This is a genomic window from Paraburkholderia terricola (genome assembly GCF_900142195.1).
Classification (GTDB): Bacteria; Pseudomonadota; Gammaproteobacteria; order Burkholderiales; family Burkholderiaceae; genus Paraburkholderia; species Paraburkholderia terricola.
This window is the reverse complement of sequence record NZ_FRAB01000041.1, coordinates 23,389-40,870: the sequence shown is the minus strand read 5'-3', so window position 1 is coordinate 40,870 and position 17,482 is coordinate 23,389. Positions and strand designations below refer to the sequence as shown.

The 17,482-nt window shown below is 64.4% G+C and carries 16 protein-coding genes; 13 read left to right on the top strand and 3 right to left on the bottom strand.

What is annotated here, in order from left to right; all coding sequences use genetic code 11:
• Nucleotides 1–3: 3 nt before the first annotated feature.
• Nucleotides 4–1,335 (bottom strand): omega-aminotransferase AptA, encoded by a 1,332-nt coding sequence (aptA, locus tag BUE39_RS26580; protein ID WP_073431690.1) that lies wholly within the window; start codon nt 1,333–1,335, stop codon nt 4–6.
• A gap of 431 nt (nt 1,336–1,766) precedes the next feature.
• Between aptA and urtA the strand changes: the two genes are divergently transcribed.
• The 13 genes from urtA to ureG all read left to right on the top strand — a co-directional run bounded on the left by urtA (nt 1,767) and on the right by ureG (nt 15,260).
• Nucleotides 1,767–3,065 (top strand): urea ABC transporter substrate-binding protein, encoded by a 1,299-nt coding sequence (gene urtA, locus BUE39_RS26570; RefSeq protein WP_073431688.1) that lies wholly within the window; start codon nt 1,767–1,769, stop codon nt 3,063–3,065.
• A 140-nt stretch (nt 3,066–3,205) separates the two neighbouring features.
• Nucleotides 3,206–4,852 carry an urea ABC transporter permease subunit UrtB gene (gene urtB, locus BUE39_RS26565; RefSeq protein WP_073431687.1) on the top strand — a complete coding sequence of 549 codons (1,647 nt, stop codon included), beginning with the start codon at nt 3,206–3,208 and terminating at the stop codon, nt 4,850–4,852.
• Nucleotides 4,852–6,036, top strand: coding sequence for an urea ABC transporter permease subunit UrtC (urtC, locus tag BUE39_RS26560; RefSeq protein WP_073431686.1), 1,185 nt, complete (start codon nt 4,852–4,854; stop codon nt 6,034–6,036). The genes urtB and urtC overlap by 1 nt, the downstream gene beginning before the upstream one ends.
• Nucleotides 6,033–6,896 carry an urea ABC transporter ATP-binding protein UrtD gene (urtD, locus tag BUE39_RS26555; protein WP_073431685.1) on the top strand — a complete coding sequence of 288 codons (864 nt, stop codon included), beginning with the start codon at nt 6,033–6,035 and terminating at the stop codon, nt 6,894–6,896. Before urtC ends, urtD begins: the two co-directional genes overlap by 4 nt.
• Nucleotides 6,897–7,985: 1,089 nt before the next feature.
• Nucleotides 7,986–8,678, top strand: a complete 693-nt coding sequence (urtE, locus tag BUE39_RS26550; RefSeq protein ID WP_073431684.1) for an urea ABC transporter ATP-binding subunit UrtE — start codon at nt 7,986–7,988, stop codon at nt 8,676–8,678.
• Between the two features lie 105 nt (nt 8,679–8,783).
• Nucleotides 8,784–9,701 (top strand): urease accessory protein UreD, encoded by a 918-nt coding sequence (locus tag BUE39_RS26545; protein WP_073431683.1) that lies wholly within the window; start codon nt 8,784–8,786, stop codon nt 9,699–9,701.
• 228 nt (nt 9,702–9,929) lie between these two features.
• Nucleotides 9,930–10,733 carry a transporter substrate-binding domain-containing protein gene (locus tag BUE39_RS26540; RefSeq protein WP_073431682.1) on the top strand — a complete coding sequence of 268 codons (804 nt, stop codon included), beginning with the start codon at nt 9,930–9,932 and terminating at the stop codon, nt 10,731–10,733.
• Nucleotides 10,734–10,910: 177 nt separating this feature from the next.
• The gene (gene ureA, locus BUE39_RS26535; RefSeq protein WP_011487082.1) at nt 10,911–11,213 is read left to right on the top strand and encodes an urease subunit gamma; all 303 of its coding nucleotides are present in this window, start codon (nt 10,911–10,913) and stop codon (nt 11,211–11,213) included.
• Between the two features lie 12 nt (nt 11,214–11,225).
• Nucleotides 11,226–11,531, top strand: a complete 306-nt coding sequence (locus tag BUE39_RS26530; protein ID WP_073431681.1) for an urease subunit beta — start codon at nt 11,226–11,228, stop codon at nt 11,529–11,531.
• 55 nt (nt 11,532–11,586) lie between these two features.
• Nucleotides 11,587–13,293, top strand: a complete 1,707-nt coding sequence (gene ureC / locus BUE39_RS26525; RefSeq protein ID WP_073431680.1) for an urease subunit alpha — start codon at nt 11,587–11,589, stop codon at nt 13,291–13,293.
• 2 nt (nt 13,294–13,295) lie between these two features.
• A complete protein-coding gene (gene ureE, locus BUE39_RS26520) occupies nt 13,296–13,928 on the top strand; it encodes an urease accessory protein UreE (RefSeq protein ID WP_073431679.1) in 633 nt (210 codons plus the stop codon).
• Nucleotides 13,915–14,595: an urease accessory protein UreF gene (locus BUE39_RS26515; protein ID WP_073431678.1), complete on the top strand. Its 681-nt coding sequence runs from the start codon at nt 13,915–13,917 to the stop codon at nt 14,593–14,595. The genes ureE and BUE39_RS26515 overlap by 14 nt, the downstream gene beginning before the upstream one ends.
• 11 nt (nt 14,596–14,606) lie before the next feature.
• Entirely contained in the window at nt 14,607–15,260 is a 654-nt protein-coding gene (ureG, locus tag BUE39_RS26510) for an urease accessory protein UreG (protein WP_073431677.1), read from the top strand.
• Nucleotides 15,261–15,264: 4 nt separating this feature from the next.
• Here the strand turns inward: ureG and BUE39_RS26505 are convergent, their stop codons facing one another.
• Nucleotides 15,265–16,053: a Fic family protein gene (locus BUE39_RS26505; protein ID WP_235004973.1), complete on the bottom strand. Its 789-nt coding sequence runs from the start codon at nt 16,051–16,053 to the stop codon at nt 15,265–15,267.
• A gap of 87 nt (nt 16,054–16,140) precedes the next feature.
• Nucleotides 16,141–17,451, bottom strand: a complete 1,311-nt coding sequence (gene waaA / locus BUE39_RS26500) for a lipid IV(A) 3-deoxy-D-manno-octulosonic acid transferase (protein ID WP_073431675.1) — start codon at nt 17,449–17,451, stop codon at nt 16,141–16,143.
• Nucleotides 17,452–17,482: the final 31 nt, after the last annotated feature.

Genomic DNA, 17,482 nt, shown 5'->3' with positions numbered 1-17,482 from the left:
CTCCTACTCCGTCTCCCTCAACACCTCGCCCACCGTCGCAAAGATCTCCTCGATCTGCGCCTCCTCGATAATCAACGGCGGCGAGAACGCCAGAATGTCCCCCGTATAACGCGTCAACACGCCCTTCTCGAAGCAGCGCACGAATACGTCGTAAGCACGCGCGCCGGGCGCGCCGTCACGCGGCGCCAACTCCACCCCGCCCACCAGGCCGAGATTGCGCACGTCGATCACATGCCGTTCGCCGCGCAGTGTGTGAATCGCGTTCTCGAAGACGGGCGCCATCCGCGCGGCCCGTTCGAACAACTGCTCGCGCTCGTATAGATCGATCGTCGCGCAAGCCGCGGCCGCGGCGATCGGGTGCCCGGAGTAGGTGTAGCCGTGAAAAAACTCGATGCCGCCCGGCGCGCCGTTCACGATCGAATCGTGAATCCGCGTGCTCGCGGCGACCGCGCCCATCGGCGCGGCGGCGTTGTTGGTGCCCTTGGCCATCGTCAGCAGATCGGGCGTGACGCCGAAGTACTGCGCGGCGAACGGCGCGCCGAGGCGCCCCCAGCCGGTGATCACCTCGTCGAAGATCAGCAGGATGCCGTGCCTGTCGCAAATCTCGCGCAGCCGCTGCAAATAGCCTTGCGGCGGAATCAGCACACCCGTCGAGCCCGCTACCGGTTCGACGATCACCGCCGCAATCGTCGAGGCATCGTGCAGCGTGACGAGCCGCTCGAGTTCGTCGGCGAGATGCGCGCCCCACGCCGGCTGTCCCTTCGAATACGCGGCCTCCTTGAGGTTCAGCGTATGCGGCAAATGATCGACCGCGGGCAGCAGCGCGCCGGAAAACGCCTTGCGGTTCGGCGCGATGCCGCCCACCGAAATGCCGCCGAAGCCCACGCCGTGATAGCCGCGCTCGCGTCCGATGAAGCGCGTGCGCTGCCCTTCGCCACGCGAGCGGTGATAGGCCAGCGCGATCTTCAGCGCGGTATCGACCGCCTCCGAGCCGGAGTTGACGAAGAAAATGTGCTTGAGATCGTGAGGCGTGTGCCGGGCGATTTTCGTGGCGGCTTCGAAAGCCTTGGGATGGCCCATCTGGAAGGTGGGTGCGAAATCCATTTCGGCCGCCTGCGCCTGCACCGCGGCCACGATTTCGTCGCGGCAATGACCGGCGTTGACGCACCACAGCCCGGCCGTACCGTCGAGAATGCGCCGGCCGTCGTGCGACGTGTAGTACATCCCCTTCGCGCTTGCCAGCAGACGCGGCGCGCTCTTGAACTGACTGTTGGCCGTGAAGGGCATCCAGAAAGCGGACATATCCGGTGGATTGACGCCGGCGTGCTCGGTCATTTCATGTCTCCTGCAAAGCGCCTATGTCGATCGGAGTTCATGCTTCGGCATTCACGCCGGTCCACGCAGCGCGCTCCGGTGCCACGCAAAGCCTGCATGACTGGCCTTTCAGTGTAGGCAAACCGCGGCCCATGCACAAACGCGCGGCGGCCATGCACCGCCGACGCCCGCTGGCCGATGCGCACGCCTCGTCGCGGCGCGGCACGCACCCCAACGAAGCGCACGCCCCCTGCGTGCACCACAACGGCGCCGCAGCGCGCATAACTTACCTCGCTGGCAGCCGCGCCGCAGCGTGAACCGCACGCACTTCCAGTCGAACTTGCCGCATGGCATGTGCCTTGCAGTATAGGAGCGGCAAGTCATACGGGATAGGCAACGCTGACCGAAATCGACGCCCATAAACATTCATCATCAATGGCAAGGGGATACACATGAAACGTCGCAGTCTGTTGAAGTTCGGCTCCATGTCGGGCGCGCTGGCGCTTGCTGGTCAGGTTCCGTTTGCCCAGGCGCAGTCCGGCAGCGGTCCGATCAAGGTGGGGATTCTGCATTCCCTGTCGGGCACGATGGCGATCTCGGAGACCTCGCTGAAGGACACCGCGTTGATGACCATCGCGGAGATCAACAAGAGCGGCGGCGTGATGGGACGCCAGTTGCAGCCGGTGGTGGTGGACCCGGCGTCGAACTGGCCGCTGTTCGCCGAAAAAGCGCGCCAACTGATCACCCAGGACAAGTGCGCGGTCGTGTTCGGCTGCTGGACCTCGGTGTCGCGCAAGTCGGTGCTGCCGGTGTTCGAGGAACTGAACGGCCTGCTGTTCTATCCGGTGCAGTACGAAGGCGAGGAGATGTCGCGCAACGTGTTCTACACGGGCGCCGCGCCGAATCAGCAGGCGATTCCCGCCACCGAATATCTGATGAGCGCGGAAGGCGGCGGCGCCAAGCGCTTTTTCCTGCTGGGCACCGACTATGTGTACCCCCGCACGACCAACAAGATCCTGCGCGCGTTCCTCAAGTCGAAGGGCGTGCAGGAGGCCGACATCCAGGAGGTCTACACGCCGTTCGGCCACAGCGACTATCAGACCATCGTCGCGAACATCAAGACCTTCTCGCAAGGCGGCAAGACCGCGGTGATCTCGACGGTGAACGGCGATTCGAACGTGCCGTTCTACAAGGAACTCGGCAACCAGGGGCTGAAGGCGTCGGACGTGCCGGTCGTCGCGTTCTCGGTCGGCGAGGAAGAACTGCGCGGCATCGATACCAAGCCGCTGGTCGGCAATCTCGCGGCATGGAACTACTTCATGTCGGTGCGCAATCCGGCCAACGAGAAGTTCAAGAAGCAATGGGCCGCGTGGGTCAAGGAGAACAATCTGCCGGGCGGCACCAAGCGCGTGACGAACGACCCGATGGAAGCGACCTTCGTCGGCATTCATATGTGGAAGCAGGCCGTCGAGAAGGCCAAGAGCACGGACGTGGACAAGGTACGCGTCGCGATGGTCGGCCAGCAGTTCGTCGCGCCGTCGGGCTTCACGCTGGAGATGGACGGCAATCACCATCTGCACAAGCCGGTGATGATCGGCGAAGTGCGCGCCGACGGCCAATTCAACGTGGTGTGGCGCACCAAGACCGCGATTCGCGCGCAGCCGTGGAGCCCGTTCATCGCCGGCAATTCGAGCAAGCCGGACGTGGTCAGCTCGATTCCGGCGTTCCTGAAGCGCTCGCGCGTCGCCTGACCGCACGCCGGATCGTCTCGCGGGCGCAGTCGGCCGGCGCGGCGATCTGGTGTGATCCACAGAGGGGCGCGCCCGTCGCGGCCGCGGCTCTCTCGCGCGCGATGCCGCGCCGCCCCGCTGGTTTATCTTCAAAGGCCATCATGGCGTTTTCATTTCCGACGTTTGTACGACCAGGCGCACGCCGCGCAATCGCCAGCGTGGCGCTCGCGCTCCTCGCGTTTCTCGCGGGTGCGCCGCTTGCCGCGTTCGCGCTCGTCCCGGCCGATGTCGCGCCGCTCGCCGCCGACGACTTCGATGCGAAGTCCGCCGCCATCGACAAGCTGATCGCCAACCACGACAAGGAATCGGTCACGGTGCTCAAGGCGCTCTCCGAAGACAGCGCGCTCGCCACCGATGCCGGCGCCGTGCTGCTGCAAGACGGCGACGCCGCGCGCGACGCGGTCACCGGCAAGACCGTCGCCGCCGACGACGCGCAACCGGTCACGCTGAACAACCTGCTGCGCTCGAAAGTGGCCGGCGCGCTGTCCGGCCTGCAACTCGATTCGCCGGACAGGGCGACCCGTGAAGCCGCGATCGCCGCGCTGCTGCGCAACCCCGACCCGGCGATCAAGCCGCTGGTCGACGCGGCCCGCGCGAAGGAAACCGATCCCGCGCTGAAGAAGCGCCTCGACACGCTGTGGGCGATGACCGCCCTGCACGACGCCGATCCGGCCAGACGTCTCGAAGCCGTGCAACTGGTTGCCGCCCGGCACGATCTCGACATGAACGAACTGCTGCGCCCGCTCGTCGCGAAGAAGCCGGACGGCAGCTTCAATGAAGCCGACGAGCGCATCCGCGCGGCCGCGCAAAGCGGCATCGACGAACTCGATGCGATCCAGCGCCGCAGCCAGATCGCCGGCACGCTGTTCGCCGGCTTGTCGCTCGGCAGCGTGCTGCTGCTCGCCGCGCTCGGCCTCGCGATCACGTATGGCCTGATCGGCGTCATCAACATGGCGCACGGCGAATTCCTGATGATCGGCGCGTACGCCACTTACGTCGTGCAGAACCTGTTTCAGCGCTATGCCCCCGGCGCGTTCGACTGGTATCCGCTTCTCGCGGTGCCGGCCTCGTTCGCCGCGGCGGGGCTGGTGGGCATCGTGCTCGAACGGCTGGTGCTGAAGCATCTGTACGGCCGGCCTTTGGAGACTCTGTTGACCACCTTCGGCATCAGCCTGATCCTGATTCAGGCGACGCGCATGCTGTTCGGCGCGCAGAACGTGCAAGTGGTGAACCCGGCGTGGATGAGCGGCGGCGTGACCGTGCTGCCGAATCTGATCCTGCCGTACAACCGCCTCGCGATCCTGGCGTTCTCGCTGATCGTCGTCGGCATCGCGTGGACGGTGCTCACTAAAACGCGCCTCGGCCTCTTCGTGCGCGCCGTCACGCAGAACCGGCGCATGGCCGCGTGCGTCGGCGTGAAGACCGCGCGCGTCGATTCGTATGCGTTCGCGTTCGGCGCGGGCATCGCCGGTTTGGGCGGCTGCGCGTTGTCACAGATCGGCAATGTCGGACCCGACCTCGGCCAGAGCTACATCATCGATTCGTTCATGGCCGTGGTGCTTGGCGGCGTCGGCCAACTCGCCGGCACGGTGATCGGCGGCTTCGGGCTCGGACTCGTCAGCAAGGCGATCGAACCGTTCTGGGGCGCGGTGCTCGCGAAGATCGCGGTGCTGGTGCTGATCGTGCTGTTCATCCAGAAGCGTCCGCAGGGCATGTTCGCCCTCAAGGGCCGCAGCGCGGAGGCATGATGACATCGGCTACTTCATCGCCCCACGTCGGCACGGCGGGCAGCCGTGCCGCGGCCGGACGCGGCGCCGATTCCGGCTTCGCGCTCGGCTTGCCGCCGCGTCCCGCGCTGTTGTCGCGCCGCGCGTGGCTCGCGCTGATCGCGCTCATCATCGTGTTTGGCCTCGGCGTGCCGTTCGCGACACTCGTGGTGCCGGAGACGAGCCCGCTGCATCTGTCCGCCTACGCGATGACGATCACCGGCAAGTTCATGTGCTACGCAATCGCCGCGCTCGCGCTCGATCTCGTGTGGGGCTACTGCGGCATCCTGAGTCTCGGGCACGCGTTGTTCTTCGCGTTGGGCGGCTACGCGATCGGCATGTACCTGATGCGTTCGATCGGTCACGACGGCAAATACGGCAGCGACCTGCCCGACTTCATGGTGTTTCTCGACTGGCACCAACTGCCCTGGTACTGGCAAGGCACGCAGCATCTCGGCTACGCGCTGCTGCTGGTGGTGCTGGTGCCGGCGGTGGTCGCGTGGGTGTTCGGCTTCTTCACGTTCCGCTCGCGCGTGAAGGGCGTGTACCTGTCGATCATCACGCAGGCGATGACGTTTGCCGCGATGCTGCTGTTCTACCGCAACGAAACGGGTTTCGGCGGCAATAACGGCTTCACCGATTTCAAGCGCATCGGCGGATTTCCGATCACGCATGCGGGCACGCGCACGGCGCTGTTGCTGATCACGTTCGCGGTGCTGATTCTCGCGTTCATCGGCGCGCGGGCGATCGTCACGTCGAAGCTCGGCCGCGTGGTGACCGCGGTGCGCGACGGCGAAACGCGCTTGATGTTCCTCGGCTACAGCCCGCTCGCGTACAAGCTGTTCGTGTGGACCGTGTCCGCCGTCTTGTGCGGGATCGCCGGCGCGTTGTACGTGCCGCAGGTCGGCATCATCAATCCCGGCGAGATGTCGCCGGGCAACTCGATTGAAATGGCGATCTGGGTCGCGGTGGGCGGACGCGGCACGCTGATCGGGCCGATCGTCGGCGCGTTCGCGGTGAATGGCGCGAAGAGCTTTTTCACGGCGAACTTCCCTGAATACTGGCTGTTTTTTCTTGGTCTGATTTTCGTGCTGGTTCCGCTGTTCCTGCCGAACGGCATCATGGGGCTGATCGACATCGTGACGCGCAAGAGGAACCGTTCATGAACGAAAACCCGATGGTTCCCGACCTGGCGTTACCGGAACAACCCGCTGAACATTCGTTGAGCGGCGTCGCGAGCATGGGGCACGCGGTGGTGCCGGGGCAGATCGACATCTCGCACGGCACGATTCTGTACCTTGAAGACGTGACCGTGAGTTTCGACGGTTTTCGCGCGTTGAATGCGCTGACGCTTTCCATCGACGCCGGGGAACTGCGTTGCATCATCGGCCCGAATGGCGCGGGCAAGACCACGATGATGGATGTGATCACCGGCAAGACCGAGCCCGATTCGGGCAAGGTTTTTCTGGGGCAGTCGATCGATCTCACGCGCATGAATGAACCTTCTATTGCGCGTGCCGGGATCGGGCGCAAGTTTCAGAAGCCGACGGTGTTCGAGCAGCATCCCGTGTGGGAGAACCTCGAGTTGGCGATGAAGGCTGACAAGGGGTGGTGGTCGTCGTTACGGGCGCGGTTGGATCGCGAGGCGCAGGCGCGGATTGAAGAGACGCTTTTGTTGATCGGGCTCGAGAGTGAGGCGCGGCGGCTGGCCGGCGAGTTGTCGCATGGGCAGAAGCAGCGGCTCGAGATTGGGATGTTGCTGATGCAGCAACCGGCGTTGTTGTTGCTCGATGAGCCTGCGGCGGGTATGACTGATGACGAGACTATGCAGTTGGCTGAATTGCTCAATCATTTGCGGGGGACTTGTTCGATGATGGTTGTCGAGCATGATATGGAGTTTGTCGCTGCTTTGGCCGGCGAGGCCGGGAAGGTTACTGTCATGGCCGAAGGGCGTGTTTTGGCGCATGGGAGTTTGGATGAGGTGAAGAGGGATGAGACTGTTATTGAGTCTTATCTTGGGAGGTGAGGGCTGATTTTTTTGTTCTCTGATTTTTTGTTCTCTGGGTTTTTTGTTCTCTGGTTTTTTGGCCTTTACTTGATTTGTTAGTGGTCTATTAGCGTTGCCCCTGTGCGGGGCGGCACCTACTTTTCTTTGCCGGCCGCAAAGAAAAGTAGGCAAAAGAAAGCGGCTCACACCGCTAATTTTTAAGTGGGTCCCCTGGCTTGGAGGGGATCGTGGTGCATCTGGAATCCGTGTTCTCGCACACTCCGCGTTCGTGACAAGGCAGTCATACTTCCCGCCTCGCGCTCCGCGCTCGGCGGAAGGGTCCGCCAGCAAACCACCGGCTTCGTTTGCGCGCGTGGGAGCCGTCGGCTTCGCCTCGGCGTGGCGCTAAATGTGTGCGCAGAGCCAGGCACGAGTTGAATGGAAGCACCGCTTAGCCCAGAAGCAGTGCATGGTTCGATGAAACACCACTTAGCCCCAGAAGCTGCACGTGATTTGATGAAGTACCGCTTAGCGCCAGAAGCAGCGCATGGTTCGATGAAGTACCACTTAACCCCAAGCGCGCCGCGGGGTTTGATGAAGCACCGCATAGCCCCAAAAGCGCCGCATGGTTCGATGAAGTACCACTTAACCCCAAGAGCGCCGCGGGGTTTGATGAAGCACCGCTTAGCCCCAAAAGCGCCGCATGGTTCGATGAAGTATCACTTAACCCCAAGAGCGCCGCGGGGTTTGATGAAGCACCGCTTAGCCCAAAAGCGCCGCATGGTTCGATGAAGTACCACTTAACCCCAAGAGCGCCGCGGGGTTTGATGAAGCACCGCGACGGCGCGCGCAGCGTCGCCGGAAGAATGACTGCCTTGTCACGAACGCGGAGTGTGCGAGAACACGGATTCCAGATGCACCACGATCCCCTCCAAGCCAGGGGACCCACTTAAAAATTAGCGGTGTGAGCCGCTTTCTTTTGCCTACTTTTCTTTGCGGCCGGCAAAGAAAAGTAGGTGCCGCCCCGCACAGGGGCAACGCTAATAGACCACTAACAAATCAAGAGACCACAAACAAATCAAGCAAAGGCCACCACAGCAAAACCCCACCCCAACGGACGTTCAAAAAATGCTAGAAGTACAAAACCTAAACCAGTACTACGGCGGCAGCCACATCCTAAGAGACGTGAAGCTCACAGTGCCAGCCGGCAAACTAACAGTCCTACTGGGCCGCAACGGCGTAGGCAAGACAACCTTGCTGAGATGCCTGATGGGCGTAGTCCAAACCAAAAGCGGCTCGATCACCTGGCGTGACACGCCCATCACCAAACTCCCCACCCACTCGCGAGTAGAAAAAGGCCTGGCCTACGTCCCCCAAGGCCGCGACATCTTCCCGCGGCTAACGGTCGAGGAAAACCTGCTAGTGGGCGCCGCCAGCAAAAAAGCCCCAAGAAAAATCCCCGACCGCATCTACGAACTATTCCCCGTCCTGAAGGACATGCGCACCCGTCGCGGCGGCGATCTGTCGGGCGGTCAGCAACAACAACTCGCGATCGGCCGCGCGCTCATGAGCGATCCGCAACTGCTCATTCTCGACGAACCCACCGAAGGCATTCAGCCGTCGATCATTCAGGACATCGGCCGCACACTGCGTCAACTGGTCGAGGAAATGGGCATGACGGTACTGCTCGTCGAACAGTATTACGACTTCGCGAAAGACATCGCGGACCGCTATTGGGTCATGAGCCGCGGTGAAATCATCGCGGGCGGCGAAGGCGCCAACATGGACGCGGACGGCGTGCGCACACTCATCGCCGTGTGACGGATATGAGCCAACCCGCGTGCTATTCTCGCCGCATGCCGGGGCAATGCGGCTCACTCGCATAGGCACGCTCCGCCTCACTCCGTCCACCGCAAGTCCATTCGCATGTCGCTTCACGAAAACCACATCACGCTCGCGAGCGCGCCAACCGATAAGCAAGCCGACACGCAAACCGGCACCCACGCCGGCGCCCATTCGCAATGGCGCGCGCGTCTCGAACTCGGCTTCGTCAAGCACGACCAACGCACCACGCTCAAGCATCGGCTGCACGATGGCCCGCTGCGCGTGCAACGGCCGCTCTATCCCGAAGGCCATGCGATCTGTCATGCGGTGATCGTGCATCCGCCGGGCGGCATCGCGGGCGGCGATCAACTCGACATCGACGTGGCCGTCGGCGCCGGCGCGCATGCCGTCATCACCACGCCTGGCGCGACCAAGTGGTACAAGTCCAATGGACGCGCCGCGCAGCAAACCATCGCCGTGCGCGTCGGCGAGCACGCGAGGCTCGACTGGCTGCCGCAGAACAATATCGTTTTCGATCACGCGAACGCGATGCTCGATTTCTCGCTGACACTGAGCGAAGGCGCGACCGCCCTCGGCTGGGATGCGACGCAACTCGGGCGGCAAGCGGCCGGTGAGCGGTGGTCGGCGGGACGCTTGCAGGCGGTGTCGCGCATCGTGGGCGCGAATGGCGAACTGCTGTGGCTCGAACGCGCGAGCCTCACCGCCGACGATCCGCTGCGCGATGCCGCGCAAGGGCTGGCCGGCTTTCCGGCATATGGCGCGCTGTGGGCGGTCGGCGCCGCTTGCGACGATGCGCTCGCCGAAGCGCTCACCGCGCAACTACCGTTCGACGATACGCTGCGGGCGGCGGCCTCCTGCGTCACGCAAGGCGTGCTACTCGTGCGAGCGGTGTCGCGTTCCATGGAGACGCTGCAAAACGCGTTGACGAACTGCTGGCTTCAGCTCAGGCCGGTCGTGCATGGTGTCGATGCGGTGCCGCTAAGAATCTGGTCCACCTGATTCGCTTCATGGCTCGTGCCGCTGCATCGAGCCTTTCACCGCCGTAAGCACAGCAGCGCACCAAGCCGAGGCATCCGCGAGCCCCAACCCGGTGCGCGGCCGCGCCTTACGTCCAGCAAGCGCATGCTGCACCTGCATGGCACACACCTTGCGTTGAGAACCGTCACGATGCTGCCGCGTCCTGACGGCAGCCGACCGGCTTGCCGCCACCACCACCGCTTACATCACATGAACCGATCGACTCTTCGCCCCGCGCGCCGCGCCTGGCTCGCCGCACTGCTGCTCTCGCCCGTCCTCGCGCTCAATGCGCCCGCCGCTCACGCGGACACGCTCGACAACATCGCCAAGGCCGGCGTGCTGAAAGTCGCCGTGCCGGAAGACTATCCGCCGTTCGGTTCGGTCGGCGCGGACATGAAGCCGCAAGGCTACGACATCGAGACCGCCGCCCTGCTCGCGAAGTCGATGAACGTGAAGCTCGAACTGGTGCCCGTCAACAGCGCGAACCGCATTCCGTATCTGCAAACCGGCAAGGTCGATCTGGTGATCTCGTCGCTCGGCAAGACGCCGGATCGCGAGAAGGTCATCGATTTCTCGACCGCCTACGCGCCGTACTACCAGGGCGTGTTCGGTCCCGCCGACGTCAAGGTCGCCGGCCCCGCCGATCTCACCGGCAAGACGGTCGGCGCGACGCGCGGCGCGCTCGAGGAAATCGGTCTCACGCAAATGGCGCCGAACGCCACGATCAAGCGCTTCGAGGACAACAACGCGACCATCGCCGCGTTCCTGTCAGGCCAGGTGCAACTGATCGCCGCCGGCAATATCGTCGCCGCCGCGATTCTCGCGAAGAATCCGCCGCGCCGCCCGGAGCCGAAGTTCGTCATCAAGAATTCGCCGTGCTTCGTCGGCATGAACAAGAATGAAGCGCGCCTGCAGCAGAAAGTGAACGCCGCGCTCGCGCAAGCCAAGCAGGACGGCACGCTCAACACGATGTCGAAGAAGTGGTTCGGCGCGGCGCTGCCGACCGATCTGTAAGCGCGTCGTTAGCCAAACTTGATAGCGTGGCGGGCTTATCCGGCATTGCACTTGTCGTGGCCGCATCCCGTGCGTAGCATGCGATCGCGGCCATGACACGCAGCGCCTAACCTTGCCGCGGCCGGCCCCGCCCAGGCCCGGCGCAATCCAACGCACCCATTCGACGAAGCTGACTCGATGAAGCTGACACCCCGCGAGAAGGACAAGCTGCTGATCTTCACCGCCGCGCTGCTCGCCGAACGGCGCCGCGCACGCGGCCTCAAACTGAATTACCCGGAAGCGATCGCCTTCATCACCGCCGCGCTGATGGAAGCGGCCCGCGACGGCAAGACCGTCGCCGAGGTCATGCACTACGGCACCACGCTGCTCACGCGCGACGACGTGATGGAAGGCGTGCCGGAGATGATCCCCGACATCCAGGTCGAAGCCACCTTCCCCGACGGCACCAAGCTCGTCACCGTTCATCACCCGATCCCCTAACAGGCAGGCTCCATGATTCCCGGCGAACTCCTGATCGACGACGGCGAACACGAACTCAACGCGGGCCGCGCCACCGTCACCGTGGTGGTGTCGAATACCGGCGACCGGCCGGTGCAGATCGGCTCGCACTATCACTTCTACGAAGTGAACGCGGCGCTCGCCTTCGACCGCGAAACGGCGCGCGGCTTCCGCCTCAACATCGCGGCGGGCACCGCCGTGCGCTTCGAGCCGGGCCAGGAACGCACCGTCGAACTGGTCGAACTGGCGGGCGATCGCGTCGTCTACGGCTTCAACGGCAAGGTGATGGGCAAGCTGTGATGCGCCGCTTGCGCGCGCTTGCCCCGACCGCCCCGCTCATTTCCGGATCCACACCATGACCCTACGCATTGGCCGCCGCGCATACGCGGAAATGTTCGGCCCCACCACCGGCGACCGCGTGCGCCTCGCCGATACCGAACTGCTGATCGAAGTCGAGCGCGACTTCACCACCTACGGCGAAGAAGTGAAATTCGGCGGCGGCAAGGTGATTCGCGACGGCATGGGCCAGTCGCAACGCGTGCATGCCGACGTGGTCGATACCGTCGTCACGAACGCGGTGATTCTCGATCACTGGGGCATCGTCAAGGCCGACATCGGCATCAAGAACGGCCGCATTGCCGCGATCGGCAAGGCGGGCAACCCCGACATCCAGCCGAACGTGACGATTGCGATCGGCGCGGCCACCGAGGTGATCGCCGGCGAAGGCCTGATCGTCACGGCGGGCGGCATCGACACGCACATTCACTTCATCAGCCCGCAGCAGATCGAGGAAGCGCTCGCGAGCGGCGTGACGACGATGCTCGGCGGCGGCACCGGCCCCGCGACCGGCACCAACGCGACGACCTGCACGCCGGGGCCGTGGCATCTCGAACGCATGCTGCAAGCGGCCGACGGCTATCCGATGAATCTCGGCTTTCTCGGCAAGGGCAACGTGAGCCAGCCGCAACCGGCCTTGGAGCAGATCGCGGCGGGCGCGATCGGTTTGAAGCTGCATGAAGACTGGGGCACGACGCCGGCCGCGATCGACAACTGCCTCTCTGTCGCCGACGACACCGACACGCAAGTCGCGATTCACACGGACACGCTGAACGAAGCCGGTTTTGTCGAAGCGACCGTGGCCGCGTTCAAGGGCCGCACGATTCACACGTATCACACGGAAGGCGCGGGCGGCGGCCACGCGCCGGACATCATCAAGGTGTGCGGCGAGGCGAACGTGCTGCCCTCGTCCACCAATCCGACGCGCCCGTACACCGTCAACACGCTCGAAGAGCATCTCGACATGCTGATGGTGTGCCACCACCTGGACCCCTCGATCGCGGAGGACATCGCGTTCGCCGAATCGCGGATTCGCCGCGAGACCATCGCCGCCGAGGACATCCTGCACGATCTCGGCGCGCTGTCGATGCTCTCGTCCGATTCGCAGGCGATGGGCCGCGTGGGCGAAGTGATCATCCGCACGTGGCAGACCGCGCACAAGATGAAGGTGCAACGCGGCGCGCTGGCCGAGGACAACGCGCGCAACGACAACTTCCGCGCGAAACGTTACGTCGCGAAGTACACGATCAACCCGGCGATCACGCACGGCATCGCGCATGAAGTCGGTTCGATCGAGCCGGGCAAGTGGGCCGACCTGGTGTTCTGGGAGCCGGCGTTTTTCGGCATCAAGCCGTCGCTGATCCTGAAGGGCGGCATGATCGCGATGGCGCAAATGGGCGACCCGAACGCGTCGATTCCGACGCCGCAGCCGGTCCACTATCGCGAGATGTTCGCGACGCGCGGCGGCGCGCTCGGGCGCACGTCGTTGACCTTCGTCTCGCAGATGGCGGCCGATGCGGGCGTCGGCGAACGCTATGGCCTGAACAAGCGTATCGTTGCCGTGAAGAACTGCCGCAACATCTCGAAGGCGGACATGATTCACAACGCGTGGCGCCCCAGCATCAGCGTCGATCCGGAAACGTATCAGGTGATCGCCGACGGTCAGTTGCTGACCTGCGAACCGGCCACCGTGCTGCCGATGGCGCAACGCTATTTCCTGTTCTGACCATGCGCACCATCGACAAACTGATTGCCCCGCATCTGAAACTCGCGCCCGTGCTGGTGAAGCGCGCGCCGACCTTGACGCTCGCGTTCGACGAACGCCGCAAGAGCCGGCTCGCGGCAACGCTCGATAACGGCGAGGAAGTCGCGCTGCTGTTGCCGCGCGGCACGGTGTTGCGCGACGGCGATGTGCTCGTCGCCGACGACGGCGGTCTGGTGCGGGTGATCGCGGCGCCGGAAGCGGTGCTGTATGTTCGCGCGAAAGATGCATTGACACTGACGCGCGCCGCTTATCACCTCGGCAATCGTCATACGCCGGTGGAAGTCGGCGCGGACTACCTGAAGCTCGAATACGATCCGGTGCTGGCCGATATGCTCAAGCGCATCGGCGCGACCGTCGATCAGGTGTCGATGCCGTTTCAGCCGGAGTCGGGCGCGTATGGCGGCGGCCACAAGCACGGTCACGACGAGACGTTCGCTGAAGACTATGCGTTGGCGCAGCAGGTGTTCGGTGAGCATCATGGGCATGAGCATTCGCATGAGCACGACCCTGCGCACGACCCTGCGCACGACCACGGCGATCACGTCCACGACGAATCATGCGGCCACGGGCATCACCACCATCATGCGCATCGCTGAACTCACAGCGCTGCTGCATCTCGCGTCGCCGGCGCTGCCGATCGGCGCATTCAGCTACTCGCAGGGACTCGAAGCGGCGATCGAAGCGCAACTGATCACCGACGCGGACTCGGCCCGCGACTGGATCGCGAGCGGCCTGACCGACGTGCTCGCTCACGGCGAGCTGCCGTTTCTCGCGCATCAAATGGAACGCTGGCGCGCGCACGATGCAGCCGGCCTCGCGCAAGCCAACAGCGAATTCCTCGCGAGCCGCGAATCGGCGGAATTGAGGCGCGAAACCGGGCAAATGGGCTGGTCGCTGCGGCAACTGTGCGTCTCGCTCGAATGGGGCGATGCAGCGAGGCGCGACACGCTCGCCGCGATGACGCCGCTCGCGCAGCCCACGGCTTTCGCCTTCGCCGCCTACGCGCACGACACGGCCGTCGACGCCGCACTGGCCGCTTACGCTTTTAGCTGGGTGGAAAACCAGGCCGCCGCCGCGTTGAAGGCCGTGCCTTTGGGCCAACTCGCGGGCCAACGCATCATCGTCGCGCTGCGCGAGCCGATCGACGCCGCCGTCACGCGCGCCCTGGCGACGACGCCCGCCGACATCAACACCTTCGCGCCGCAGTTAGGCATTCTCTCGGCGCGTCACGAGTCGCAGTATTCGCGGCTCTTTCGCTCATAAGACGATCCATCATGAACGCACCTCATCATCCTGCCCACTCGTCCGCCCGCACGAAGAAACTGCCGCCGCTGCGCGTGGGCGTCGGCGGCCCGGTCGGCTCGGGCAAGACCACGCTGCTCGAAATGCTCTGCAAGGCGATGCGCGAACAGTACGACCTCGTCGCGATCACCAACGACATCTATACGAAAGAGGACCAGCGTCTGCTGACGGTGGCGGGCGCCTTGCCCGCCGAGCGGATCATGGGCGTCGAAACGGGCGGCTGCCCGCATACGGCGATTCGCGAGGACGCGTCGATCAACCTCGAAGCCGTCGATCGCATGCTGACGCGTTTTCCCGATGCCGACATCGTGTTCATCGAATCGGGCGGCGACAATCTCGCGGCGACCTTCAGCCCGGAACTGTCGGATCTGACGATCTATGTGATCGACGTGGCGGGCGGCGAGAAAATTCCGCGCAAGGGCGGCCCCGGCATCACGAAATCGGATCTGCTGGTGATCAACAAGACGGACCTCGCACCGATGGTCGGCGCGAACCTCGACGTGATGGCATCGGACGCGAAGAAGATGCGCGGCGAACGGCCCTTCGTGATGTGCAATCTGAAGGCGCTCGACGGGCTCGCGGAGGTGGTGAGGTTTATCGAGGCGAAGGGGTTGTTGAAGGTTTGAGGCGTTACTCGCCCGGATGACACTCGAGCAAGAACGCCATCATCTCCGTCGCGTCTTTCGACAGATAAAAGCGCACCATCTTTTCGTTGAAGTCACCGGCGCGCTGCGCCGGCACACTGATCGCGTCGATGCCGTTCGACATCAGCACGCCGTTCATCATGAAACGTGAGGTGCGCTTGTTGCCGTCGAAGAAAAACTGCTGCAACGCGCCGAACAGGAAGAAAGCGCAGCCGCGTTCGAACGCGTTGGGCACCTGATCGGTCAGCGCACGCGCGCCCGCGGCAAAAACGCGATTCAGTTCGGGGGCGCCCGGCAAGGTGGGCAACGGCGTGTGCCGCCCCGCCTCACCCAACGCAACGTCAGGTGTATAGCGCGTTTCCTCCCCTTCTCCTCGGAATACGCCCCACTCAAGCGCCTCGTTACGTGCAACGAGACGACGCAGGTCGCAAAACGTCGGCTTGTCGAGCGCGAACCGCCCCGTCTGCACAATGGCCAGCAGATGCTTCGAACTCTCCGCGAGGTTCAGGATCTGTTCGTGATCGGAGATTTTCCGGCCACCGACCGTGACGCCGTCGAGCAGCGTTTTTACCTCGGGAAACGTGAAGGGATTGCCTTCGAGCACACTCGCGTCCCACACGAATTCCGGCAGCATTCGATGAAAACGGAAGCACACCCGTTTGATCGAATGGGCGGGAATGTCTTGTGGAATCGCGGCGCGATCCCATTGAAAGCCGAGGTCGGTGAAGAGCGTCATCGCAGGCGGAAGAAGAAACAGTTCAAGTCTTAGGGCCACGCAGCGCGTGCCCCGATGTTCGCAGAATATATTATTTATCGACGCTCGAAACCTGAGCCACGCACGGCATCTCGCCAGCGATGCCCCTCACTCCGGCAACACCGCCATCAACACATCCACCGTCCGCGCGGTCGCTCCACGATGCCGAGCGGCGAACGCCGAAGCCGCGCCGCCCATCGCCAGCCGCCGTGCCCTGTCGTTGAACAGCTCGCGCAATGCCCGCGCCAGATCGGCCGGGTCTTGCACCTGCACCGCGGCGCCCGCCGCGACCGCATCCGCGGTGGCCTGCGTGAAGTTGAACACGTGCGGCCCGATCAGCACCGGCACGCCCACCGCGCACGCCTCGATCAGGTTCTGTCCGCCGAGCGGCAACAAGCTGCCGCCGATAAACGCCAGATCGGCAGCGGCATAGTAAGCGCCAAGTTCACCCATCGAATCGCCGAGCAGCACGTTCACTTCGGCGGGCAACGCAGGCACGTCGCCCAACACGCCCGCGCCCGACGCCACCTGCGCCGCCGGCGCCCAGCCCGAGCGCCGCTCCAACCGCAGCCCCGCTTTCTCGACCAGCGCCGCCACTTCGTTGAACCGCTGCGGATGACGCGGCACCAGGATCAACAACGCATCGTCGACGCCGAGCGCCGCGAACGCCTGCAGCACCAGTTGCTCCTCGCCTTCACGCGTACTCGCCGCGACCCACACCGGCCGCGCGCCGATCGCCGCACGCCACGCATGGCCGCGCGCCGCCAGCTCGGGCGGCGTGCTCATGTCGAACTTCAGATTGCCGAGCACCGCGACGTTGCGCGCGCCGAGCGCGGTGAGCCGCTCCGCATCCGATGGACTCTGCGCCAGCACGCGCGCAAAGCCGCCGAACACGCCCTTGGCCGCCTGGCCGAATTTCGCCGCGCGCCCGAACGAGCGCGCCGACATCCGCGCATTGGTCAGCACCAGCGGCACGTCCGCGCGACGGCATTCGTCGATCAGCGTCGGCCACACTTCGGTTTCCATCACGAGCCCCAACGACGGCCGCCATGTCCGCAAGAAACGCCGCACCGCATGCGGCATGTCGTAGGGCAAATAGCTGCGCAACACGCGGTCGCCGAAAATCTGCTCGCCGGTCGCGCGACCGCTCGGCGTCATATGGGTCAACAGGATGCGCGCATCGGGGCGCGCCTTGATCAGCGCGTCGATCAGCGGTTGCGCGGCGCGCGTCTCGCCCACCGATACCGCATGCACCCAGATCAACGGCGCGCTATCTTCGGGCAGCCGCCCGCGCGCATAACCGAAGCGCTCGCCGATATGCTCGCGATAGCCGCGCTCCTTGCGCGAACGGATCAAAAGACGCAGCACCGCCAGCGGCGCGACGATCCACCAGAGCGCGTTATAAACCGCCCTCAGCATCGGGGCTCCGCGTTCCTGAGCGCGCGCCTGA